Origin of the sequence: Halorussus halophilus (assembly GCF_008831545.1) — an archaeon.
In the GTDB taxonomy this organism is placed as follows: domain Archaea; phylum Halobacteriota; class Halobacteria; order Halobacteriales; family Haladaptataceae; genus Halorussus; species Halorussus halophilus.
Genome location: NZ_CP044523.1, coordinates 3532479 through 3552641, shown reverse-complemented (window position 1 = coordinate 3552641; position 20163 = coordinate 3532479). Strand labels below are relative to the sequence as shown.

The following is a 20163-nucleotide window of genomic DNA, read 5'->3' as shown; positions in this document are numbered from 1 at the left end:
CATGGAAAACCGACGTGAATTCCTCAAATCGACGGGCGCGGTAAGTGTAGTTGGTCTCACGGCACTCTCCGGTTGCATGGGCGGCGACGGAAGTGGCTCCGACGGAACGACCGAGGACGATTCGACCACCTCGGGCGACGGAACGACCTCTGGCGGCGACACGACGACCCAGAGCGAGATGGACTTCCAGAACGGCGAGGTCAACATGAACGTCTCGCCGAGCGTCGCACAGGAGTCCCTGCAGGCGCAGTACAAGCCTATCAAGAACCACCTCTCGGACAAACTCGGCCTCCCGGCCACGATGCAGTTGGCGAACGACTACAGCGCGGTCATCGAAGCGCTGAGTTCGGGTACCTCAGACGTGGCAGAGACTGGCCCGTTCGCGGCCGCACTCGGCGTCAAGTCCGACAAAGCCGAAATCATCCTCCAACGGAAAGGATACGGCTCGTGGACGTACAAGAGTCTCATCGCGGTCCCGAAGGACAGCGACATCTCGAAGCTCAGCGACCTGAAAGGCAAGACGGTCGCGTTCGCCGACCGACTCTCGGCCAGCGGCGCGCTCTACCCGCTGTACAACCTGAAGACCGAAGGCGGTCTCAGCGTCGGCAACCTGCCGGAAGGCGCGGGCGGCGACGCTGACTTCGAGCCGAACTTCACGGGCGGCCACGAGAAGTCCTACGCAGCACTGAAGGCCGGTCAGGTTGACGCCGCTGGCTTCGGTGGCTTCATCCCCGGCATCGCGGAGGATTACGAGGCAAACGCGAAGACCATCCACACGCAGGAGGGTCTCCCGCGAGCACCAATCGTGGTCAGCCCGCAACTCTCCGACAAGGAGAAGCAGGCAATCACCGACGCCTTCACCGGCGCACCGGACAAGATCTACTACGGTGAGGACGGCGAGAAAGGCACCGACGACGACCTCTGGTTCAACGCGGTTCGAGAGGCTGGCGTCGATCAGTACCAGGGTGTCATCGACGTCGCCAACGAACTCGGCGTCGGGCAGGACATCTTCAAAGACAAGTAGAATATATAGATACATAAACGCGAAACCTCGTCTCTTTATCGATGACAGCAGTCTCACTCGAAAACGTTACCAAAGTATACGGGGGAGACACGGTCGCGCTTCGGGACATCGACTTCGAGATTCCGAAGGGCGAGTTCGTTGTTCTCTTGGGACCGTCAGGCGCAGGGAAATCGACTATGCTGCGGATTCTCAACGGACTGACCCAACCGACCGAGGGTGAGGTCATCATCAACGACAGACCCGTCCGCGGCGAGCGCAGCGAGGTGGGGATGGTCTTCCAGATGCACTACCTCATCGAGAGTCTGAGCGCGTTCCAGAACGCGCTCACGGGAGCGCTCTCTCGGACGAACATCCCCCAAAGCGTGCTGACCATGCACGACGAGGAGGACAAGCACGCGGCGCTGGAAGCGCTCGACACCGTCGGACTGCTCGACGAAGCGGGCCAGCGTGCGGGTTCGATGAGTGGTGGGCAGAAACAGCGCGTCGGCATCGCCCGCGCGCTCGTCCAGCAACCCGACCTGTTGCTCGCCGACGAACCAGTGTCCAGTCTCGACCCGAAGGCGGCCAAAGACGTGATGCGATACATGAAGCAAGCGGCGAAAGAGCGCGAATTGACGACCATCGCCAGTCTCCACCAAGTGAACATCGCCCGCGAGTTCGGCGACCGATTCCTCGGCGTTCGAGACGGCGAACTCATCTTCGACGGCAAGCGCGAAGACCTCACGATGGACGTTGTGGACCAGATTTACTACGGCGAGTCCACGGACGAAGGCGAAGCCGCGCGCTTGGCGAACACGACCAACGGAGGTGACGGCGAGTGAGCAACTCCGCCATCTCCGAAACGCTCGACGTACTCGAACGACGCCGCCGAATCCGCCAACTGTTCGGACTCGGTATCGTCGCTGTCATCATGGGTGCGGCGTACCTCGGACTGGAGTTCATCGGCTTCGAACTGAGCGAGCTTCTGGCCCAACTTCCGGAGGAAGTCGAGTTCGTCAAGAGCTTCTTCCCGCCGAACTTCGTGGACTTCACGGTCTACACGAGCAACAACGACATCACGGGACTCAAGGCGGTTTCGGCGAGTTTCCGGAACTTCGGCGCGCCCATCATCGACAGTCTGACGTCGGATAGTTCGTCGCTCATCCGCCTGTCGATGGTAACTGTCATCCTCGGTTTCACCGGTACGGTGCTGGGCTTCCCGCTCGCACTCGTCTTCGGTGTCCTCGGTTCCGAACGCGTCACGCCGTTCCCGTTCAACTTCATCTTCCGCGGCGTGATGAGTGCGATTCGCGCCATCCCGGCGCTCGTCTGGATTCTCATCTACGTCCCGATGGCCGGTATCTCCCCGGTGAGCGCAGTTCTGGCCATCTCGACGGACACGATCGGGAACCTCGGCCGACTGTTCACGGACGAACTCGAAGAAATCGATGATGGACCTATCGAGGCGATTCGCTCGACTGGCGCGTCCCAACCGCAGGTCATCGGCTTCGGGATGCTGAGTCAGGTCTCGACCTCCTACGTCGCGTGGACGCTCTACATCCTCGAAATCAACACCCGACTCGCCATCAGCCTCGGCGTCGTCGGTGCCGGTGGTATCGGCCAGTACATCAAACTGCGCCAAGCGCTGTTCAAGTATCCGAAGGCTGCCGCGGGTATCACGATGGTGTTCGTCATCGTCATCTCCGTGGAACTCATCTCCTCGCGCATCCGAGCGCGACTCCGCCCGGGCGAACACGAGAGCAAGTCGCTCCTCGACGCGATTCGTGACCTCGCCAACCCGAACAAGTGGCTCGGCACGAACACCGGCAAGAAGTAGTTCTCGCCGTTCTCTTCCCCTGTCTTTTCTCTCGGACCCGAACGCTGAAGAGCGCAGAGTACTGACGTTTGCCCAATGAATCGCCCCGAGTTGGACCGCCGCTCGTTTCTCGGTGGTTTGGCCGGAGTCGGTGGCACGAGTTCGGTTGGGCCTGCCACCGGGTCCGAAGACGGTCCTGCTTCTCCCGCGTTCTCCCTCCCCGGAATCGAGAGTCGTCACCACGTCAAGTGGCAGTTCTCCGGCGGCGAAGAGACGACCATCTATCCGACAGTCGTCGCCGACGGGACAGTCGTCACTATCGTTCGGCGGCCACGACACGAGCAAGAAGAAAACGACGACGCCACGGCCAATCGACCACGGTTCGACTTAGTCGGACTCTCGAAAGCCGACAAGTCCGTTCAGTGGCGACACGAGTTTCGGGAGTATCCGTCACTTCCAGAACTCGTAGATGGCGCAGTGTTACTTCAGACCCAACAGCGAGTACAAGCGTTCGACGTGACGACCGGCGAGAAGCGGTGGACGTTCGAACAGGAGAACTACAGAGCGGGGAATCCACTGATTGCCGACGGGCGCGTCTTCGTCACCGCGCTCGAAGAAGGTCCCGACTCGGAGGTAATTCTGCACGCGCTCGACGTGAGCGACGGCGAAACGGAGTGGAAACAGCCGTACGGCGGAGAGAACGGGTCGCCGCTGATCGCTCGACACGTCGAGAACGGAGTACTTTACGCCGGCGGTGATCGGAACGTCATCGCCGTCAACACGTCGGACGGGAGCGAGCAGTGGCGCGCGACAGTCGGCCAAGACCGGCCACGCATACTCGAACGACAGGGGGACGCGCTGTACGTCTGGGTCCAGAACGCGCTCGTTGCCTTGGAGGCCAGGTCGGGGGCCGAACGATGGCGAAAGACGTTCGAGTCGCTAACTATCCACCAGTTCCGCGGAGCGGTGACCGACGGAACCGTCTTCGTCTGGGGACAGAAGTTGCTCGCGCTCAACGCCAGAACCGGGGCGAGACGGTGGACGTTCGACCCGTGGAAGGGGACCAGCGTTCCGGAGGAAGAGCGAGGGCACGCGCCTGCTGTGGTGACGGTCGAAGACGGCACAGTCTACACCGGTGTCGGCGAGCAACTCTACGCCGTGGACGCCGACTCTGGGGCCAAACGCTGGGAGTGGACGACGGACACGCGCTTCCACGACTACTGGGGCGGCATCTCAGACGGCATCGTCTACGCGCTCGGCGAGCAGGCAGTCTATGGACTCGACGCGAACAGCGGAAACGAACGGTGGACGTACCAACTCGACGAGCGAGTCTACTGGACCGAAATCGAAGGCGGGGACCTCTTCTTCGGAACCGAAAGCGGCACGCTGTACGCCGTCGATAGGCCGTCGCCGCTCGTCACCGCTCCCGTCGCGACGCTCTTCGGGGCCGCCACCTCTGGTCCCGGACTCGCCGTGTTGGGTCTGGCTGGTGTCGGCGTCCTCGCCGCGGGCTATCGCCGCAAACAGCGCGCCGCCCGACCCGACGTAGAGTTGGGCCGTCTCGGCCGACTCGGGACGGGACCGCTGACCGAGACGTATCGCAAGCGCGTCCAGACGGCAGACGGCACGGCCGTCGTCGCGGAGACGCAACTGACCGAGCGCGCAGACGAGCAGACGGCGGCCGAGTTTGCCGAGGGAGTCGAACGCTGGGCCGACCTCGACGTGAGCGGCGTGTTGCCGATTCAAGAGTATGGCACCGACCCACGGCCGTGGTTCGAGACGCCCTACGCCGAAGGTGGGTCGCTGGCCGATTGCTGGCCGGTGGCCGCAGTCCAGCGAGTCGAAGCCGTCTCGGCCGCCGCGCGGACGCTCCACGCCGCCCACGACGAGGGAGTCGTCCACGGGACTCTCTCGCCTGCCAGCGTCTTCCTACCGTCTCCCGGCCGCGGCGAGAACGCCCGCGTCGGCGGGTGGTTCCTCTCCGATTCGGTGGTTGAGTCGCCAGCAGGGTACGCCGCGCCGGAGCAACCGGACGAACAGACCCCGCAGACGGACGTGTACCGACTCGCCGCGCTCGGCTATCATCTGCTCACGGGGGTCGTGCCAACTGCGGAGCCAACGTTGCCGAGTGCGCTGAACCCGGCGCTCCCCTCGGAAGTTGACGACGTGTTGATGACCGGGTTGGCGGCCGACCCCGAAGACCGCCACGAGTCGGCGCTAAAGTTCGACGACCTGTTTCGGTGGGCCGCGTTGGAGCGGTAGCGAGATTCCGCAGGAATCTCGAATCGGAACGGCGAAGCCGTGGAGATAGCGAGGTTTCGGCGTTCGCCGCCGAAACCTCGGAATGGAGCGACGTCTGCGTGAACAGAATGAACGCAGGCTCGGAAGGCCAGCGAAGCGAGTCTTCCGACGAAGTCGCGGAACAAGCGAGATTCGGTCGGCCCTGCCGACCGAATCTCGAAAAAACGAGCGAGAGCCGCGAGAGTTCTGCGAACTCTCGCAACGCGACCCGCGAGTAGCGAGATTCCGCAGGAATCTCGAATCGGAACGGCCACTCTAGCGCAGTTGCACTATCGCGTAGCAGAGCGCGACCAGCGGGCCGCCGAGACCGGCGAAGAACGTCGTCGCGCCCCACGCCAACGGCGCGAGCGAGTACCGATTCGCCCGTCTCCGTTTTGCGTCGAGGTAGACGAGCAGTGCGAGCGAGAAGGAGACGAACAGCGTCGAGGCGACGACGACCGGAGAGATGGCAGTGCCGAACACGGGAGTTGGGAGTGACACACACTGCCAAGAGAACGCAGACGCCTTAGTTATTAGTGTTATAAATATGGAATAAATGGTTTAGAAGTCGCCGAGTTGCGACTGACCGCTCGACCCACCGGCCATCGTCGCGGCCTTGTCGAGTGCGGCGTCGAGCGTCTCCTCTTGACTTCGGTCGTACAGCGTGGCCGCCGGGTGGACGCAGATGAGGACGCTCCGGGACGCACCGCCGAGTTCCACACGCTCTATCTGGCCCGCTTCCTTCGTCACCGCTACGTCGCGGTCGAGGAGATGCTGACTCGGGACCTTACCGAGCGTAATGATGACTTCGGGGTCCACTAGTTCGATTTCTCGCTCTAAATAGCCGCGACAGTTTTCGAGTTCCTCCTTCGTCGGGTCGCGGTTCTCCGGCGGGCGACAGCGTACGCAGTTCGTAATACGAACGTCCGCACGCGAGAGGCCGCGGTTCCGAAGTTTCTCGTCCAGAATCGACCCGCTTCGGCCGACGAACGGTTCGCCCTGCTGGTCCTCCTGTTCGCCGGGGCCCTCGCCAACGAACAACACGTCCGCGTCTTCCGGGCCGGTGCCGTTGACGATTCGGCTCCGGCACTCCACGAGGTCGGGACAGCGGGTACACTCCGTCACCGCCAAACCGTCCATGTTCTCCATGCGCGGGACCACGGCGGGGGCCTACTAACAGTTGTTGCATGCGCCGAATCGCAGGAGCGGAAGCCGAGCGTGTCGCCAGTCGAAATTACTTTGCCCGACGCGGTGGTGGTCTGTCCGCGATAGGATGATCTCTACGAACCGACGCTCCGACGAGGAGAACGACCGCGAAAGAAGCGAGGGGTTCCGAACCAGCGACGTGTTGGTCGTCGGCGCAGGGATGGCGATTACCGGGGCAGTCGTTTACGACGTGTACCGAAAGAACGCGAGCGAGCGAAAGCGACTGGAGCGCGAGCGAGCGAAGGCGGCGGGAGCGTGACTACTGCTTCGTATTTCGCCGCAACTCGTCGCCCGCTCTCGCGGCGAAGCGGGCGACGCGCAGCGGTTCCGGACGACCGCCTTCCGGCGTGAACCCGCGAACCACGTCGCGGGCCTCGGAGTCTTCGATGCCGACTGCGCGGACGAAGACGGTCTGGTCGTTGACTACCAGTCGCTCACGGGGCGGTTGGGCGTGAAGCGTCTCGCGGCGCGTTTCGAGGTCCTCGCCTTCGAACTCGGCTTCGAGAGCGGCGTCGAGACCCGGACTCTCCTCGAACGTCACCGAGATAACGGGGTGGCCGAGTTCCTCGTGGAGTCGGCGCAAGTCCACGACGTTGTACCACGAGAGCGCGATACCCGCCAGTAGGAGGTAGCGAACGTCTTCACGATTCAGCGCGTGAAAAAGCTGGACGATGGCGTCGGTTGCGTCGGTACCCCCGACGGTACACGTCTCGTAGGCGAGTCCGTCAACGACACGACTCGCTCGGACGACGGCACCGGCGAGGGTACTATCGTCGCCGCGATACGACTCGGCGACACCGAGCGCACGGACGCCGGACTTCACGTGTCAGTTGTTGTCCTTGATGTCCTGGAGGCGGTCGAGGAGTTCGTCGTTCGACGCCCCAATTTCGAAGTCGACTTTGCCTTCGTGGGAGTTCTCTTCTGTGTTTACACCGTTCTCGTCGTCGAGGTCGGCGTCGTAGTCGTTGTTGTCCTGTTCGGACTCATCGTAGCTCCCAAATCCCATGGTCATTAATTACTATGCCCTTTAGCCACTAAAGTCCCGCGCCGTCCATCAGTACTTTGAGGGGTGAGATAAAACATCTCGCCATGTCCGTCTACAACGTCACCGCCGACGCGGAGACGTTCACCTGCAACGCCTATCTGTCCACGGGAGCACGGAACGTGCTGGTCGATGCCGGAGCCATGTCGGGCGTCGTCGGGGAAATCGAGGACCACCTCGAAGACGAGAGTCTCGACGCGGTCGTTCTGACCCACCAGCACGGTGACCACGTCGCGGAACTCGACTCCGTCCTCGACGCCTTCGACTGCGACTGCTACGCGTACGACGACCACTCGCGCCGAACCCACGCGCTCGAAGACGGGGACACGCTCGAAATCGGTGACGAGACGTTCGAAGCCGTCTACTCGCCGGGACACGCCGACGACCATCTCGCGTTCCTGAGCGAGACGACCATCTTCAGCGGCGACGTAGTGGTCCACAACGACGGCGCGTTCGACGACGGGAGTTTCGGCCGGACCGATATGCAGGGTCAGTCCCGCGAGCGCGAGATAGAGAGCATTCGAGAGATTCTGGAGCGCCTGTCGCCGACGGTCGAACACATGTACGCCGGACACGGCGACCCCTTCCACGGGAACGTGCAGGAAGTCGTCAAGCGTGCCTTAGAACGCGCCGAGCGGCGGGAACCGAAGTATCCTGACGGATGATTACTCCCCGGAGTTGTCGATGCCGAGTGCCGCGTTACAGCCACAGAACTTGGTCCACGCGTTGAACAGCAGGCCGCTCCCCGCGATTGCGGCGGTGAGCGCGACCGTACGCCTGCGGGCCCGATACGCGCTGAACGCCGCAGCGAACAGCCAGATTCCGGCGACGCCGCGGACGATTCGAGACGTTTCGCTCATGTTCGGGTCGAAGTCCATAGTTGGAACTCTGTCACGACAGCAGTTAAAGGCTCGCTGAACCGGGTTTTTGTATTCGAGTCGATACTACTTTTCCACCTCACTATTCCTCACCCCGTCCCTATTCCTCGTCTTTCCAGTAGTCAACGTCGCTGTCTTCGTCGAAGTAGCCCCAGGCGACGCGTTCGCTCGAATCGCCGCCGGGCGGTGTCCCCGCGAAGACGCCAAGCTTGCCCGAGTCGGGGTACTTTGCCACGTCGGGGTCGTTCATGGTCGAAATCATCAGCAGGCGAAGCGTCTCCTCGCCGTCGTTGCGAATCGCGTGGGCACCCTCTTCGCTGGCCGCGAAGGCGGCGTAGTCGCCAGCCTCGATGGTCTCTTCTCCGTCGGGCGTCCGCAGGACGCCCTCGCCCGCGAGAACGTAGACAGCCTCCTCGTTTCCGGTGTGGAAGTGGTATGGCCACATCTCCTTGCCGGGTGGTACCTCGTAGAGGCTACAGCCCAACTGTTCGCCGCCAGCGGCCGCACCGAGTTGCGCCCGGTGGAACTCGTGGTCGCCGCGTTCGGTGGTCCGCCACTCGCAGTCGTCCTCGGAGACGACGCGCGAGCCTTTTTTGTCAGCATCCATAGTAGTCGTTCGGCGTACTGGCGTAAGAAGCTACGGCTGACCCTCGTAGTATGCGAGCAGTGCTACCACTGCTCACGAACGCTTTTCGAGTCGGTTCGAGTAGCGAGCGGTATGCCCGGTCCCGTCTTTCTCGAAAGCGACACCATCGAACTCCGGACTATCGAAGCAGAAGACCTCGACTTCTTGCAAAAAACCATCAACGACCCGAACGTTCGGCGGACGATAGGAAATCGGTCGCCAATCAATGGCGAGCAAGAACGCGAGTGGTTCGAAGAGAAAGCGTCTGGAGATGGCGACGGCGTGGAACTCCTCGTCTGCCGAGACGGCGAGGCCATAGGCTCGATGGGGCTCGAACCGAAAGACTCGAACGGCGTCGCCGTCGAAATCGGTGTCTTCCTCGCCGAGGAGTTCTGGGGCGAGGGCTACGGCACCGAGGCCAGTCGCCTCCTCACGGAGTTCGCGTTCCGCGAACGTCGATACCATCGCGTCGTGGCGCGCGTCTTCGAGGGAAACGTCGGGTCCGCGCGAATCTGGGAAAAGCTCGGGTTCCGCCACGAAGCGACCCACGAGGAGGCGGAGTTCGTAGACGGTGAGTACGTTGACGTGGAGTTCTACGCCGTCCTCGAAGACGAGTGGGAGAGCACAGCGCAGTAGCTATCGAGGAGGAGAATCTGAAAAGCGAGGTCGCTTAGGCGTTGCGCGGTTCCTTGCTCTTCGGGCGAAGCTTGCTGTAGCCGCACTTGCGGCAGTTGTCGGCGTTCTTCGGGTTGCGAGCGTTACATCGCATGCAGATCATCTTTTCGAGCGTTCGCGCTTCTGCTTCCTCAAAGCTGGCCATACCGGTCGGTTGGCCGTCGTCGCGTTTAAACCTTACCGAGTCGGTTCGGGTGTCAACGAGTGGAGGAGCAAGTCGAACCGCCCTGTTTCCCCGAAAATCCTTGGTAGCGCGCGGCGTACACCTAGACAGAGCCAGCAGGCGTCGTCGTCGTGACCGAGGGGACGGACCTGCGACCACGCCACGCCTCGCTCACCGATTGTCCGGAGCAGACGACGCTGGCGGCGTTCTTCGAGACCTGCGAGATTTCACCGGACGGCAATTCCCAGCGCGCCGACACCTCACTCCGCGGCGAATAGACGTAACCGAACGGGCGTCGTGGGTCGCCCGTGACCGACTCCGTCTCGCTGGTCGCGCTCGTGCTCTCGCTGGTCGTCGTCGGGAGCGCCGCGTTCGGGGTCGGAATCGGCAGCATCACGTCGAATGAGACCGAGAACGGCGCCGGAGCTAATACGACGACACAGACGACGACACCCGAAAACTCGACCGTCTCGGTCGTCAACACGACGTTCGCGAACGTGACCTTCGCCTGCGACTTCGTGCGCGTCTTCGTCCCCGGAGACCATCAGTACGCGCTCGTCGTCCACTACGTCGATTCCGTCAGCGGACAACGGTCGCGGGCGAGTCTCGGACCGCTGGTGGGAACCGTCACGGAACCGTACGACGACGAAATCGTCTTCGTAGAGGTGCAGGTCCTCCTCGGCAGTAGCGTCGTCGCCAGTGCCGTCATCCCCGACGGATGCCCGGGCGCGAAGTGGGCTTGAAGCGAGTAGGGTTTCAAATTCTCTGGACAACTCATAAGTAAGAATCCGTCGATGATGCGCCATGTCCGAGAGACCCACCGCATTCTTCGTCGTCGTTCTCGTGCTGGCCGCGTTCGGCTCTGCGATTCCAGCGAGTGGAAGCGCGAACGAGACTCCGACTGCCGAGACGAACGCGAGCGCCCAACCGATAGAACTCAGGTCCTGCACGACCATCACGCGACCCGGAACGTACGTCCTCGCGAACGACTTCGTTCCGGGACGCGACACGACCAACCTCACCGACGACCTCTCGGCTTGCATCTCGATTCAGGCGAGCAACGTCGTCCTCGACGGACGGGGCCACACGCTCGACGGCGAGAGACGCTACCCCGCGCCGGGCGTCCTCGTCGGAACGACCGAGCTACTGCGGAACGTCACCGTCGAGAACCTCACCGCGACCGGATGGGGTGCCGGAGTGGGCTTCGTCCGAGTCCGGGATGCCGTCGCTCGGAACGTCACCGCCAGGGGAAACCTCGGTGACGGCGTCGTCGCACTCGGGTCGGAGAACGCGACGATTGCCGACGTGACGGCCAGACGCAACGGCATCGGCGTTTACGTCTTCGACTCGCCGCGGAGTTCTGTGACCGACACCGAATCGACGAGGAACGGCGAAGGGGTCCGAATCCTCCGCTCGGACGACGTAGTCGTGAACGCGACGGCGGCGAGCGGGAACGACCTTACGGGCGTCGGCGTCTTCCAATCGGACCGCGTGACCGTGGCCGATAGCCGTCTCGAAGGCAACGTCTTCGCCGGAGTCGCACTCTTCTCTAGTCAGCGCGCTCGACTCCGCAATTTGTCCGTCACGAACACGACGGCGGTGACCACCGCGGAAGTTCCAGCGGGCGTCTACCTCAGCGGGTCCGCCGCGCGACTCTCGCGTTCGACGCTCCGGAACAACTCCGAGTGGGCAGTGTACGCCACCGGCGCCTCTCGGGCGGTCGGTCGTCGGGTTCGAATCGGTGCGAGCGAGGACAGCGAGGCGACCGAACGACGACTGTCGTTCGAAGCCACAGACGTGGCACTGCGTGGTGCAGAAGTAGCGTCGAGTGACAACGGTGAGTCGGTACTGCCGCCGTTGCCGACGGAGCGCCAGACCGTCGGCGGTACACTCCTCGCCGACGCTACTGAGGCCAGTGGAACGTTGACGCTGACGAGTCGGTACCGGAACGCCGACGTGGTTCGGGCGAGCGCCTTGGAGCCGACGCTGGCGTTCTACCGTGCCGACGACGGCAACTGGACGCGAGTCGAGACCGACCTCGACGTGGAAGCGAACGTCGCCACGGCGACCTTCGACGACCTGAACGAGACGGGCATCGCACTGGTCGGGGAAGGGTTGGCGGAGACTGGCGAAGAAGTCGGAAACGAATCGACCGCGTAGTTAGTCTGTGTCCTCGCCCGCGTCCAGATACTCCTGCTGAACTGCGACGACTTCCGTGGAGTCCTCGCAGTCGGCGTAGCGTCGGAGCGGTTCGGCGTTCAGTTCGAGGAACGTCTCGCCCCAGTTGAACTTCGAGAGAATCCGCTCGGCGTGGTCGCGCTCGCCCAGAATCACCAGTGCGCCCGCGAACGCCTCGACGGTGTTCAGTTGGAACGGCTTGCCGTAGTTGACTGGATTCGCCGCGACGAGAAACGGCAGCGCACGGTGGACGCCGGGCATCTCGAACAGGGCCTGCTCGGCGGTCTCCCACGAACAGTCGAGCGCGACGAGCGTGTCCGTCTCGGCGCGGTCGGCGGGCGAGAGCGCCTGCTCTGCGTGCGGGTTGAGGACGATGCCGTACGGCGTGGCGCGAGCGGAGCGATGTAGCTCGGTGAGGTCGAAGCGTGCGAGTTTGCGGGCCGTACACTTCTTGGGGTCGTCGTCGCCCTCGTACCGAACGTGCAGCTTCACTAGTGAGTCGTAGATTGTTGCCGGTGAAAAGTCGCTCGTTGCTGAACTTGAGGTGTTGGAGAGGGTTGAAAGAGCGGAGAACGTACCGGAACAACAGCTGAGACCTCCTCGAAAGCCCCGGCCCTTTCAGTCCCTCCCTGTGGATTAGTCAATCGGCTGTTTCGATTGTGAACCCACGGCCCGGCGCGCGCTGGTGCGAGTTTATCTCGCACCAACCCCGTGCGAGGGACGAGCGAAGCGAGTCGGTTGGGGAGGGTGTGGCTGTCGTGATGCGGTGTTTGGGTGGACTGAAAGGGGCCGAGTGGTGGACGAAGCCCGGAACCTCAAGCACCGCAGGCGAAGTCGAGGCGCGCAGAGTGTTCCGCGCGAGTCCACCACTCGGGGGCTTTCGAAGCATTCTCCATCCTATTGATACCCTCCGTTCACAACGACCGCGAGCAGGTGGAGCTTTCGAGGCTGTCGCTGTGACGACGATGATCTCGAAAACAGAACATACTCAACGATTGTCTCTTCCAACCCGAACCCACGCATTCTATGTACCACCCAGGAGAAGACGTGAGTTGTGCCGCGGTTCGAGTACCCCTGTCCCGGCTGCCGGACGACGAGCAACCTCCACGGGCCCGACTGTCGATTCGAGGGCGAGTCGTGGGCCGACATCGAGAAGGCCTACACCGACATCGTCGCCGTACTAACTGGGAGTCCACTCGGAACTGACTCGCTCCGGGAGGCGGTCCACGGCGGGTGGGACGCAGTGCATCAGGCCGCCCTCGAACGCCTCGAACGCGAACAGCGCGTCGTAGAGAACGACGGGCAACTCGAACTATTGACTGCCGAACAGTACAAGGAACACGTCACCGACCCGACGGTCGAGCCAATCAAGACCGTCGCCAACAAGGGGTCGGTTCCCGGTGCCCACGACAACGCCGTCTTCGCCATGATTGCGTGGTACGAGATGGTCGGCCTCTCGTGGAACGAGACCAGAGAGCGCGTCGTGGAGTGGCTTCACGACACCGGGACGTGGCAACGCGGGGGCTTCGAAGAGGCCTCGCCACAAGAGTTGGTCAATCGCAAGCGCCACGTCTACGAGGCAGGCTACGGCTGGAAGGAGAAGGCCGAAGCCGCGAAGGCGATTATCGACCGGAATCTGTAGGGAACGCCGTTTCTGAAGAAGACTGTTCTACAGCGCGAAAAACCGCAACGAGAAGAACCGAGTAGTTAGTCGCTCTGAATCCGCGGCGCGAGCATGAACGTAACCTCGCCCATGCCTTCTGCGATGTCGAAGTGGAGTTTCGCGGGGAACTCCTCGCCGAGTTCGATCGTCACTTCGGCGTTCGACGGGATGGCCTTGTTCATGTCCTTGAGATAGTCGAGGCTGAACAGCGAGCGCGCCTCGCCCGGCGTCAGGTCGATGAGGTCCTCGCGATCGAGTTCGAGGCGCACGTCGTCCGTGTCACCCTCCGCTTCCACGACGAACGTCTCGTCGTCGGAGTTGACCGCCAGCGCGATGTGGTCGCTGACCATGTCGGCGGCCTTGACCGAGCGGTCGATGTCCTTGCCCTCGACGACGATTTCGGCGGGGAGGTCGAGGTCCGGAATGTCCGGCTCTTGGCGGATGGAGTCGGGGTCGATGAGCGCGAGCGTGTACTCCAGCCCGTCGATTTGGATGTGGAGTTTGCGGGTCTCTTCGTCCAGTTCCAACTGAACCGGCTGGTCGCCGCTGGCCATGCCAGCGATATCGTCCAGTCGGTCGAGGTTGACGCCGATGATGCCACCGTCTGCCTCGTAGGACTCGAACGCAGACGCGTCGAGTTCGAGGTCAACCATCCCGACGTTCGCGGGGTCTACAGCACGAATAGCGAGGCCATCTTCTTCGAGGTGGATTTTGCACTCGTCCACCAGCACGCTCACAGAGTCGATAGTGTCCTTGAGCGTGTCGGCACTCACGATTGCCTTAAACATCTTGGCGTCAGCTACGAACCCCCACCATAAAAAGTCCCCGTTCGGGCGCGCGTGCGTGGGAGGACGACGGACGACGTGTGACGAAACGAGGAACGTGGGCTGAGATCGGACAGTGGAGTTGAATTACCGAGCGAATGAACTCCGGACCCGCCGTCGATCGAGTCCGAAGCGACATAGAACAGCGGTACTCGCGTGAGGACACCGTTTCTTGTCAGGGGGGGGTGAATATACATAGCCTTTTTGACCCGTGTGACATCCACTAGTACATGGAACGTAGTGATAGCGGGGACGAATGCGAGGAGGACGTATCCGTAGCGAACGAACTCAGGAAGCGAAACATCCCTGAGTCGGTTCTCGAACTCGACCACGTGTTCGAGGCACTGGCACACCCGCGGCGGCGGTACCTGCTGTACACGCTCCAAGAGGACACGAATTGGTCGCTCAGCGAACTCGCCACGAAACTCGCCGGGTGGGAGAACGACGTGCCCGAAGAGAGCGTCGGGCAGGAAGAACAGAGTCGCCTCTACGTCTCGCTCTACCACTCTCACGTCCCGAAACTCGTAGACGACCGGGTTCTTCGATTCGACAGCGACGAGGAGACCATCCGACCGGGACCGAACGCCGAGCAGGTGCTGGCCGTTCTGGAAGGTGCTGGCGCGAGTTTCGATTCCCGTCAAGAGTCGCACGCACGGGGTGAGTACAATGAGTAACGCGCCGGACGGTTCTCCCGAGCGAACGGAGAACGGCGGTACTGGCGAGATCGAACAGCGCTTACTCGCCCAGCATCGCTACGACCCCGAAGAGAAGCACGACCTCACGACGACCATCGTCTTCGCCGTCGCGGAAGCGAGAGGAATTGACCCGACCGAACTCAAGTCGCCACTTCTGTACGACAGCATCGACGCCTCGGCACTCGAAGAATCGCTGTTCGGTCCGCGACGGACCGAACAGCGTCGGCAAGACAGTTCCGTCGAGTTCGACTACGACGACTACCACATCACCGTCCAGAGCGACGGGTGGGTGCTAGTGAGCGAAGCGTAGTAGTTCACGTTTCCCCCTACTCGCGTAGGACCGTCCCCGCCGACACTGCCGATTTCTGTGCCAATATCTGAAATCGACTTTACCAGTCGAATCGAACCTCGAAACGTTCATATGAACACTTGCTCAAACGTTCAGTCATGAGCGAAGCGAACACCAGACTCCGCCGCCTCATCGCGGACGAAGTCGGCGAGTGCTGTGACACCGACGTAGAAGAGCGACTGGACGACCTAAACGAACTAACTGCGGGCGTCCCCGACGACTACGAGTCGGACCTCGGCGCGCTGAAGACGCTCGGCAACGACACCCGCTACAGCATCGTCCGACTGCTCGCGACGGCGGACGAGGAACTCTGCGTCTGTGAGTTTACGCCACTGCTCGACGTGAGCGAAAGCGCAGTCAGTCACGCACTCTCGGACTTGACCGACGCAAGCCTCGTCTCCCGCCGGAAGGACGGCACGTGGCGCTACTACAGCACGACGACACGCGCCGAGAAACTGGTCGCCGCGTTAGACGCGACGCGGGGTGACGACGAATGACCGGAAATACGAAGACGAGAGTCGCGTTCATGTGTGTACAGAACGCCGGAAGAAGCCAGATGTCCACCGCGTTCGCGGAGTGCGAGCGCGAACGACGCGGACTCGAAGACGAAATCGAGATTCTGACCGGCGGGACCCATCCCGCCGACCACGTCCACGACGAAGTGGTCGAAATCATGGCCGAGGAAGGCTTCGACCTCTCGGACCGGACGCCGAAGGAAATCACGACCGAGGAGTTGGAGTCGTGTGACTACGTCGCCACCATGGGCTGTTCGACGCTCGAACTCGACATCTCCGCTGGCGTGGACGTACGCGACTGGGCGCTTGCCGACCCGGACGGACAGGCCCCCGAGCGAGTGCGCGAGATTCGAGACGAAATCGAGGAGCGCGTCGTCGCGCTGTTCGACGAAATCGAGGCCGAGACCTGAATGGCCGTTTCGGAACTGTGGGCAGTGGAGATGCTTCTGGCGGCGTTCGCCGGTGGTGCGTTCGGGGCCGCCGTGGGCGCGCTTCCCTCCTTCACGCTCTGTGGCCTGATGGTCATCGTGGGGGAACTGTACGCGCTAGTCAGAAAGACGACCGAAACGGCACTCCCGGCCATCGACATCACCGGCAACGTCGCGTTCGGCGTCGTTCTCGGACCCCACGTCGCCTTCGGCGGTGGGGCCGCCGCGCTCGCCTACGCAGTCAAGCGGGGCTATCTCGACATCGACTCGGAGTTCCACCCGGCGAAGGACGTGGCTCGCGGCCTCGGGAGTAAGCCAGACGTGTTGGCTGTTGGGGGCCTCTTCGGCATTCTGGGCTACTGGGTCGCCACGCTGTCGGGGACCCTCAGAATTCCGACCGACCCCGTCGCGCTCGGCGTGGTGGTCTCCGCACTCGCCCACCGGGCAGTGTTCGGCTACAGCATCATCGGTGCCGCGCCGGGGAAACTGTTCGACATGACGCCGTTCGAGCGCGGGACGGGCGTCGGGACAGACGGTGGCAAAGTAGAGACGGACGGCGGAGCGAAGACGAACGCCGGACTCCCAGTCGAACCGTGGCTCCCCCACCAGTACCACTGGTCGAACGTCCTCGTTCTCGGTCTCGTGATGGGAATTCTGGGCGGCTACGTCGCTTACCTGACCGCGAGCGCGTTCCTCGCGTTCGGCATCAGCGTCGTCGCGCTAATCTATATCAACGCTGGCACGCCCGAGATTCCCGTCACGCATCACATGACACTCCCCGCGAGTACGGCCGTGCTGGCGATGGTTAATCCACCTTACGGGATGATGAGACCCTCCGCTGTCGCCGCCACGCTCTCGCTCGGCGAAGCAGTCGTACTCGGTGCCGTCTTCGGTGCAGTCGGCGCGCTGTTGGGCGAAGTCAGCCAGCGCGTCTTCTACGCACACGCGGACACCCACCTCGACCCACCCGCGGCGAGCATCGTCCTCACGTCGCTTCTTATCGGCTTGCTGGCGATAGTGGGAGTGTTCCCAACTTCAGCGTGGGTGCCGTTGCCGTAGGAACTCAGACGCCACGAGTTCCGACCCGAAGCGGGTAAACCGCTCGAACCGCTATTCTCCGCCAACGAATCAGTATGGCGCGAAAAGACCACTACTACAACAAGGCCAAGCAGGAGGGCTACCGCTCTCGGGCCGCCTACAAACTCAAACAGTTGGACCGCGAGGAGAACCTCCTCGGCGAGGGCAAGACCGTCGTGGACCTCGGTGCGGCCCCCGGCGGCTGGCTCCAAGTTGCCGCCCAAGAAGTCGGCGAGTCCGGCACCGTCATCGGCGTTGACCTCCAGCGAATCGACCCGCTGGACAACGTCGAGACCGTTCGGGGAGACATGACCGAGGAAGAGACGAAAGACGAAGTGCGAGAAATCGCTGGCGAGGGCGTCGATGTCGTGGTCTCCGACATGGCCCCGAACATGACCGGCGAGTACAACCTCGACCACGCTCGCTCGATTTACCTCGCTCGACAGGCGTTCGAGACGGCCACCGACGTGTTGGACGCTGGCGGTGACTTCGCCGTGAAGGTGTTCGAAGGACAGGACCTTCCGGGCCTCCGCGAAGACATCGAAGACGAGTTCGAGTACGTCCGCACGATGGGGCCGGACGCCTCCCGCGACGAATCCTCGGAACTCTACCTCGTCGCCAAGGGGCGACTCACCTCGCCGCTTCGAGAAGGCGACACCGTCGAAGTCGAAATCGAAGACATCGGTAGCGAAGGCGACGGCGTGGCGAAGGTCGATGGTTACACGCTGTTCGTCTCCGGCGTCGAGCAGGGCGACACCGTCGAAGTGAAAGTGACGGACGTGAAGCCGAACTACGGGTTCGCCGAGCGACTGGACTGAGTAGGACTTCTTTTTATCTCAGAGTCTCGCACCGACGCCGACTAACTTTCGCACGGCTCTGGGAGAGAGTGACACAAGAAAAACGATTTTTCCCGGTGAAGCTGACAGTTCAGCGTGCCGACTCTCCGCAGAGAGATTCAGGCGTCCGAGTTCGACTGATTGCGCGCCTCGTCGAGCCAGTTCGGTTCCGGTACGCTCGTCTCGTTGACGTTCGAAATCGTCATCGTGAGCGAGACGCGGTTGTACGCGCCGTTCGCCTCGGTTCGAACGGTCGCGTCGAACTTGCGGACGACGCCCTGTTCGTCTACGAGCATCGTCGCTTCGTAGTCGGTGAGGTTCGCGCTTTGCGGGTCGCTCACGTTACTGCCGTCCGCTTCGAGGACGACGACCGTCTCGCCGTTGAACTGCGTCGTGCCGTTCGGCGTGAAGTTGGCGTTCTGCGCGAACTGGTCCACGTACATCGACCCCGAGTACGACCCCGTCACGAACTGCTGGCCCTGCGGCGTCCGGTCGTCGGCGCGGTAGACGGTCTGACCGCCCATCGAAAGTCTCGTGTAGCGCTTCTCGGCGGTCTGGTACGACGTGACGTTCCGGCCGCCGCCGGAGACGTTCACTAGCACTTGGTCGCGATTCTGGCCGACTTTCGCGTCCAGCGCGAGCGACTGGTTCCCCATCGACGTGTTCGTCGTCGTGTTCAGTCGGAGTGTGAAGCTACTACCGTTCAGGACGGCGTCGTGGCTCTGGGTGAGTTTCGAGACGTTCGTCCCATTCTCGGAGACGCCGTCTGGGTACGTCATCTCGTTGTCCGTGCCGCCCGTCAGCGCGCCCGAACAGCCCGCGAGGGCGACGAGACAGCCGACGGCGAGCAGTAGGAGGGCATTCTTTCGCATACGTGGAACCGTGAGAGGCGAGCAGGAAAGAGGTATCGGACCCAGCCTCGGATGTCACTCCGCCACGTACGGCGGTGCGACAGTCAGTCTGCGAACTGCGGCGACGCCGCGGCGTGGCCCTGCGAGCGGAGGTAGCCGACGACGGCGTAGACGAACGGCGTGTCGGCGAGTGCGATGAGGAGTTTCAGAATGTACTGGCCGACGATGAGGCCGAGCAGGGCGTTCGTCCCCGTGGGGTCGCCGCCCCGGAGCGCGGGCATCACGGCGAAGCCGACGCTGACGAAAATGAGCGTGTCCAGCAGTTGGCTCGTCGCCGTCGAACCGACGTTTCGCGCCCAGAGGTGGTCGCCGTCGGTCGCTTCTCGAATTCTGTGGAAGACGACCACGTCCCAGTTCTGGCTGACGACGTAGGCCAGCAGACTGGCCACGACGATGTTCGTACTCGCACCGAGGACGTTGCGGAAAGTTGCGGGGTCCACCGAACTGAACGGTGCGGCGGGCGCTGCGATGGTAGACCAGACGAGCGCGAGCAGGACGAAGTTCATCACGAAGCCGACGTTGACTACCTTCCGGGCTTCGTCTGGACCGTACAGTTCGGAGTAGCAGTCGGAGGCGAAAAACGTCACCGCGTAGGCCAGTGCCGCGCCGGGCATGACCAGCGCGTCCTGCGTGAACGGCAGACTGAACGGGATGGTGAACATCAACAGCTTCGATGCGGTCAGTTGGGCCGTGACGAGCGCGGTGACGAACAGCGCGACGAGCGCGATTCGACTGGTCGGGAGTCCTCGCGGGCTTTCCTTGCGAGCGTCCGAGGCCCGTTGGGCCTCGCTAGTCATCTTCGAGTCGTCCGTGCCGCTCGTCTATCTCGTCCAGTACGTCCAACATCTTTCGCACAGAGGCCCGGATGGCCTCGCTACGGTTGACGAACTTGCCGTCCTCGCCGACGTGGCCGTCCAAGTCGTCGAGAAGTTCGTCGGGTACTTCGACGCTTATCTTGCTCATACTGGAGTATTATCTGCGGTTCGTTTAAATCGTTCG

General features: G+C 62.6%; 29 protein-coding genes. 17 read left to right on the top strand and 12 right to left on the bottom strand.

All coding sequences use genetic code 11. The features are described from left to right. The first annotated feature begins 1 nt into the window (after nt 1). The 4 genes from F7R90_RS17640 (at nt 2) to F7R90_RS17625 (ending at nt 5081) form a co-directional block, all read left to right on the top strand. Nucleotides 2-1024, top strand: coding sequence for a phosphate/phosphite/phosphonate ABC transporter substrate-binding protein (locus F7R90_RS17640; RefSeq protein WP_158058705.1), 1023 nt, complete (start codon nt 2-4; stop codon nt 1022-1024). A gap of 41 nt (nt 1025-1065) precedes the next feature. Beyond that, a complete protein-coding gene (gene phnC / locus F7R90_RS17635) occupies nt 1066-1845 on the top strand; it encodes a phosphonate ABC transporter ATP-binding protein (RefSeq protein WP_158058704.1) in 780 nt (259 codons plus the stop codon). After that, entirely contained in the window at nt 1842-2840 is a 999-nt protein-coding gene (gene phnE, locus F7R90_RS17630) for a phosphonate ABC transporter, permease protein PhnE (protein ID WP_158058703.1), read from the top strand. The genes phnC and phnE overlap by 4 nt, the downstream gene beginning before the upstream one ends. Nucleotides 2841-2915: 75 nt before the next feature. Beyond that, a complete protein-coding gene (locus F7R90_RS17625) occupies nt 2916-5081 on the top strand; it encodes an outer membrane protein assembly factor BamB family protein (protein ID WP_158058702.1) in 2166 nt (721 codons plus the stop codon). 294 nt (nt 5082-5375) lie between these two features. Here F7R90_RS17625 and F7R90_RS17620 read toward each other — a convergent pair whose 3' ends face one another. Further along, complete coding sequence (locus F7R90_RS17620) at nt 5376-5600, bottom strand: hypothetical protein (protein WP_158058701.1); 225 nt, start codon at nt 5598-5600, stop codon at nt 5376-5378. Between the two features lie 60 nt (nt 5601-5660). Beyond that, nucleotides 5661-6248 carry a uracil-DNA glycosylase gene (locus F7R90_RS17615; RefSeq protein ID WP_158058700.1) on the bottom strand — a complete coding sequence of 196 codons (588 nt, stop codon included), beginning with the start codon at nt 6246-6248 and terminating at the stop codon, nt 5661-5663. Between the two features lie 124 nt (nt 6249-6372). Here F7R90_RS17615 and F7R90_RS17610 point away from each other — a divergent pair, with 124 nt between their 5' ends. Beyond that, entirely contained in the window at nt 6373-6564 is a 192-nt protein-coding gene (locus F7R90_RS17610) for a hypothetical protein (RefSeq protein ID WP_158058699.1), read from the top strand. On the opposite strand, the gene F7R90_RS17605 is transcribed toward F7R90_RS17610, so the two are convergent. Continuing rightward, nucleotides 6565-7128, bottom strand: a complete 564-nt coding sequence (locus F7R90_RS17605) for an endonuclease dU (RefSeq protein ID WP_158058698.1) — start codon at nt 7126-7128, stop codon at nt 6565-6567. It lies immediately after the preceding gene. Nucleotides 7129-7131: 3 nt separating this feature from the next. Further along, the gene (locus F7R90_RS17600; protein WP_158058697.1) at nt 7132-7311 is read right to left on the bottom strand and encodes a DUF5786 family protein; all 180 of its coding nucleotides are present in this window, start codon (nt 7309-7311) and stop codon (nt 7132-7134) included. Between the two features lie 83 nt (nt 7312-7394). Between F7R90_RS17600 and F7R90_RS17595 the strand changes: the two genes are divergently transcribed. Next, nucleotides 7395-8012, top strand: a complete 618-nt coding sequence (locus F7R90_RS17595) for an MBL fold metallo-hydrolase (RefSeq protein WP_158058696.1) — start codon at nt 7395-7397, stop codon at nt 8010-8012. Here F7R90_RS17595 and F7R90_RS17590 read toward each other — a convergent pair whose 3' ends face one another. Together F7R90_RS17590 and F7R90_RS17585 are read right to left on the bottom strand one after the other, a co-directional pair. Further along, a complete protein-coding gene (locus tag F7R90_RS17590; RefSeq protein ID WP_158058695.1) occupies nt 8013-8225 on the bottom strand; it encodes a YgaP family membrane protein in 213 nt (70 codons plus the stop codon). Nucleotides 8226-8325: 100 nt separating this feature from the next. After that, entirely contained in the window at nt 8326-8832 is a 507-nt protein-coding gene (locus F7R90_RS17585) for a cupin domain-containing protein (protein WP_158058694.1), read from the bottom strand. Between the two features lie 111 nt (nt 8833-8943). On the opposite strand from F7R90_RS17585, the gene F7R90_RS17580 reads away from it, so the two are divergent. Beyond that, nucleotides 8944-9486 carry a GNAT family N-acetyltransferase gene (locus F7R90_RS17580; protein WP_158058693.1) on the top strand — a complete coding sequence of 181 codons (543 nt, stop codon included), beginning with the start codon at nt 8944-8946 and terminating at the stop codon, nt 9484-9486. Between the two features lie 34 nt (nt 9487-9520). Here F7R90_RS17580 and F7R90_RS17575 read toward each other — a convergent pair whose 3' ends face one another. Then, the gene (locus F7R90_RS17575; protein WP_158058692.1) at nt 9521-9670 is read right to left on the bottom strand and encodes a 50S ribosomal protein L40e; all 150 of its coding nucleotides are present in this window, start codon (nt 9668-9670) and stop codon (nt 9521-9523) included. Between the two features lie 149 nt (nt 9671-9819). On the opposite strand from F7R90_RS17575, the gene F7R90_RS22345 reads away from it, so the two are divergent. From F7R90_RS22345 to F7R90_RS17565, 3 genes are all read left to right on the top strand, one after another. After that, entirely contained in the window at nt 9820-9966 is a 147-nt protein-coding gene (locus F7R90_RS22345) for a hypothetical protein (protein ID WP_192498354.1), read from the top strand. A gap of 30 nt (nt 9967-9996) precedes the next feature. Next, nucleotides 9997-10431, top strand: a complete 435-nt coding sequence (locus F7R90_RS17570; RefSeq protein WP_158058691.1) for a hypothetical protein — start codon at nt 9997-9999, stop codon at nt 10429-10431. 61 nt (nt 10432-10492) lie between these two features. Then, entirely contained in the window at nt 10493-11848 is a 1356-nt protein-coding gene (locus tag F7R90_RS17565) for a right-handed parallel beta-helix repeat-containing protein (protein WP_158058690.1), read from the top strand. Here the strand turns inward: F7R90_RS17565 and F7R90_RS17560 are convergent, their stop codons facing one another. Further along, nucleotides 11849-12358, bottom strand: a complete 510-nt coding sequence (locus tag F7R90_RS17560) for a DUF367 family protein (protein ID WP_158058689.1) — start codon at nt 12356-12358, stop codon at nt 11849-11851. A gap of 562 nt (nt 12359-12920) precedes the next feature. Here F7R90_RS17560 and F7R90_RS17555 point away from each other — a divergent pair. Next, nucleotides 12921-13508 (top strand): DUF7474 family protein, encoded by a 588-nt coding sequence (locus tag F7R90_RS17555; protein WP_158058688.1) that lies wholly within the window; start codon nt 12921-12923, stop codon nt 13506-13508. 65 nt (nt 13509-13573) lie between these two features. Here F7R90_RS17555 and F7R90_RS17550 read toward each other — a convergent pair whose 3' ends face one another. Then, nucleotides 13574-14317, bottom strand: coding sequence for a DNA polymerase sliding clamp (locus tag F7R90_RS17550; protein WP_158058687.1), 744 nt, complete (start codon nt 14315-14317; stop codon nt 13574-13576). A gap of 266 nt (nt 14318-14583) precedes the next feature. Between F7R90_RS17550 and F7R90_RS17545 the strand changes: the two genes are divergently transcribed. From F7R90_RS17545 to F7R90_RS17520, 6 genes are all read left to right on the top strand, one after another. Next, on the top strand, nt 14584-15027 hold the full coding sequence (locus tag F7R90_RS17545) for a DUF7344 domain-containing protein (protein WP_158058686.1): 444 nt from the start codon (nt 14584-14586) through the stop codon (nt 15025-15027). Next, nucleotides 15020-15358, top strand: coding sequence for a HalOD1 output domain-containing protein (locus F7R90_RS17540; RefSeq protein WP_158058685.1), 339 nt, complete (start codon nt 15020-15022; stop codon nt 15356-15358). Before F7R90_RS17545 ends, F7R90_RS17540 begins: the two co-directional genes overlap by 8 nt. 137 nt (nt 15359-15495) lie before the next feature. Further along, complete coding sequence (locus F7R90_RS17535) at nt 15496-15894, top strand: ArsR/SmtB family transcription factor (protein WP_158058684.1); 399 nt, start codon at nt 15496-15498, stop codon at nt 15892-15894. After that, complete coding sequence (locus F7R90_RS17530) at nt 15891-16322, top strand: low molecular weight phosphatase family protein (RefSeq protein WP_158058683.1); 432 nt, start codon at nt 15891-15893, stop codon at nt 16320-16322. The genes F7R90_RS17535 and F7R90_RS17530 overlap by 4 nt, the downstream gene beginning before the upstream one ends. Beyond that, a complete protein-coding gene (locus tag F7R90_RS17525) occupies nt 16323-17399 on the top strand; it encodes a hypothetical protein (protein ID WP_158058682.1) in 1077 nt (358 codons plus the stop codon). It abuts the gene before it with no gap. 74 nt (nt 17400-17473) lie between these two features. Beyond that, a complete protein-coding gene (locus tag F7R90_RS17520; protein WP_158058681.1) occupies nt 17474-18235 on the top strand; it encodes a 23S rRNA (uridine(2552)-2'-O)-methyltransferase in 762 nt (253 codons plus the stop codon). A gap of 137 nt (nt 18236-18372) precedes the next feature. On the opposite strand, the gene F7R90_RS17515 is transcribed toward F7R90_RS17520, so the two are convergent. From F7R90_RS17515 to F7R90_RS17505, 3 genes are all read right to left on the bottom strand, one after another. Next, the gene (locus F7R90_RS17515; RefSeq protein WP_158058680.1) at nt 18373-19125 is read right to left on the bottom strand and encodes a DUF7537 family lipoprotein; all 753 of its coding nucleotides are present in this window, start codon (nt 19123-19125) and stop codon (nt 18373-18375) included. A gap of 83 nt (nt 19126-19208) precedes the next feature. Then, the gene (locus F7R90_RS17510) at nt 19209-19961 is read right to left on the bottom strand and encodes a queuosine precursor transporter (RefSeq protein ID WP_158058679.1); all 753 of its coding nucleotides are present in this window, start codon (nt 19959-19961) and stop codon (nt 19209-19211) included. Further along, nucleotides 19954-20127, bottom strand: a complete 174-nt coding sequence (locus F7R90_RS17505) for a ribbon-helix-helix domain-containing protein (protein WP_158058678.1) — start codon at nt 20125-20127, stop codon at nt 19954-19956. The genes F7R90_RS17510 and F7R90_RS17505 overlap by 8 nt, the downstream gene beginning before the upstream one ends. Nucleotides 20128-20163 lie beyond the last annotated feature (36 nt).

What these genes read in the sequence shown, in the direction of transcription:
- F7R90_RS17640 (WP_158058705.1), top strand. Translation starts at nt 2, where the DNA reads ATGGAAAACCGACGTGAATTCCTCAAATCGACGGGCGCGGTAAGTGTA.
- phnC (WP_158058704.1), top strand. Translation starts at nt 1,066, where the DNA reads ATGACAGCAGTCTCACTCGAAAACGTTACCAAAGTATACGGGGGAGAC.
- F7R90_RS17625 (WP_158058702.1), top strand. Translation starts at nt 2,916, where the DNA reads ATGAATCGCCCCGAGTTGGACCGCCGCTCGTTTCTCGGTGGTTTGGCC.
- F7R90_RS17615 (WP_158058700.1), bottom strand. Translation starts at nt 6,248, where the DNA reads ATGGAGAACATGGACGGTTTGGCGGTGACGGAGTGTACCCGCTGTCCC.
- F7R90_RS17610 (WP_158058699.1), top strand. Translation starts at nt 6,373, where the DNA reads ATGATCTCTACGAACCGACGCTCCGACGAGGAGAACGACCGCGAAAGA.
- F7R90_RS17600 (WP_158058697.1), bottom strand. Translation starts at nt 7,311, where the DNA reads ATGGGATTTGGGAGCTACGATGAGTCCGAACAGGACAACAACGACTAC.
- F7R90_RS17595 (WP_158058696.1), top strand. Translation starts at nt 7,395, where the DNA reads ATGTCCGTCTACAACGTCACCGCCGACGCGGAGACGTTCACCTGCAAC.
- F7R90_RS17590 (WP_158058695.1), bottom strand. Translation starts at nt 8,225, where the DNA reads ATGGACTTCGACCCGAACATGAGCGAAACGTCTCGAATCGTCCGCGGC.
- F7R90_RS17585 (WP_158058694.1), bottom strand. Translation starts at nt 8,832, where the DNA reads ATGGATGCTGACAAAAAAGGCTCGCGCGTCGTCTCCGAGGACGACTGC.
- F7R90_RS17580 (WP_158058693.1), top strand. Translation starts at nt 8,944, where the DNA reads ATGCCCGGTCCCGTCTTTCTCGAAAGCGACACCATCGAACTCCGGACT.
- F7R90_RS17575 (WP_158058692.1), bottom strand. Translation starts at nt 9,670, where the DNA reads ATGGCCAGCTTTGAGGAAGCAGAAGCGCGAACGCTCGAAAAGATGATC.
- F7R90_RS17565 (WP_158058690.1), top strand. Translation starts at nt 10,493, where the DNA reads ATGTCCGAGAGACCCACCGCATTCTTCGTCGTCGTTCTCGTGCTGGCC.
- F7R90_RS17550 (WP_158058687.1), bottom strand. Translation starts at nt 14,317, where the DNA reads ATGTTTAAGGCAATCGTGAGTGCCGACACGCTCAAGGACACTATCGAC.
- F7R90_RS17545 (WP_158058686.1), top strand. Translation starts at nt 14,584, where the DNA reads ATGGAACGTAGTGATAGCGGGGACGAATGCGAGGAGGACGTATCCGTA.
- F7R90_RS17540 (WP_158058685.1), top strand. Translation starts at nt 15,020, where the DNA reads ATGAGTAACGCGCCGGACGGTTCTCCCGAGCGAACGGAGAACGGCGGT.
- F7R90_RS17535 (WP_158058684.1), top strand. Translation starts at nt 15,496, where the DNA reads ATGAGCGAAGCGAACACCAGACTCCGCCGCCTCATCGCGGACGAAGTC.
- F7R90_RS17530 (WP_158058683.1), top strand. Translation starts at nt 15,891, where the DNA reads ATGACCGGAAATACGAAGACGAGAGTCGCGTTCATGTGTGTACAGAAC.
- F7R90_RS17525 (WP_158058682.1), top strand. Translation starts at nt 16,323, where the DNA reads ATGGCCGTTTCGGAACTGTGGGCAGTGGAGATGCTTCTGGCGGCGTTC.
- F7R90_RS17520 (WP_158058681.1), top strand. Translation starts at nt 17,474, where the DNA reads ATGGCGCGAAAAGACCACTACTACAACAAGGCCAAGCAGGAGGGCTAC.
- F7R90_RS17515 (WP_158058680.1), bottom strand. Translation starts at nt 19,125, where the DNA reads ATGCGAAAGAATGCCCTCCTACTGCTCGCCGTCGGCTGTCTCGTCGCC.
- F7R90_RS17510 (WP_158058679.1), bottom strand. Translation starts at nt 19,961, where the DNA reads ATGACTAGCGAGGCCCAACGGGCCTCGGACGCTCGCAAGGAAAGCCCG.
- F7R90_RS17505 (WP_158058678.1), bottom strand. Translation starts at nt 20,127, where the DNA reads ATGAGCAAGATAAGCGTCGAAGTACCCGACGAACTTCTCGACGACTTG.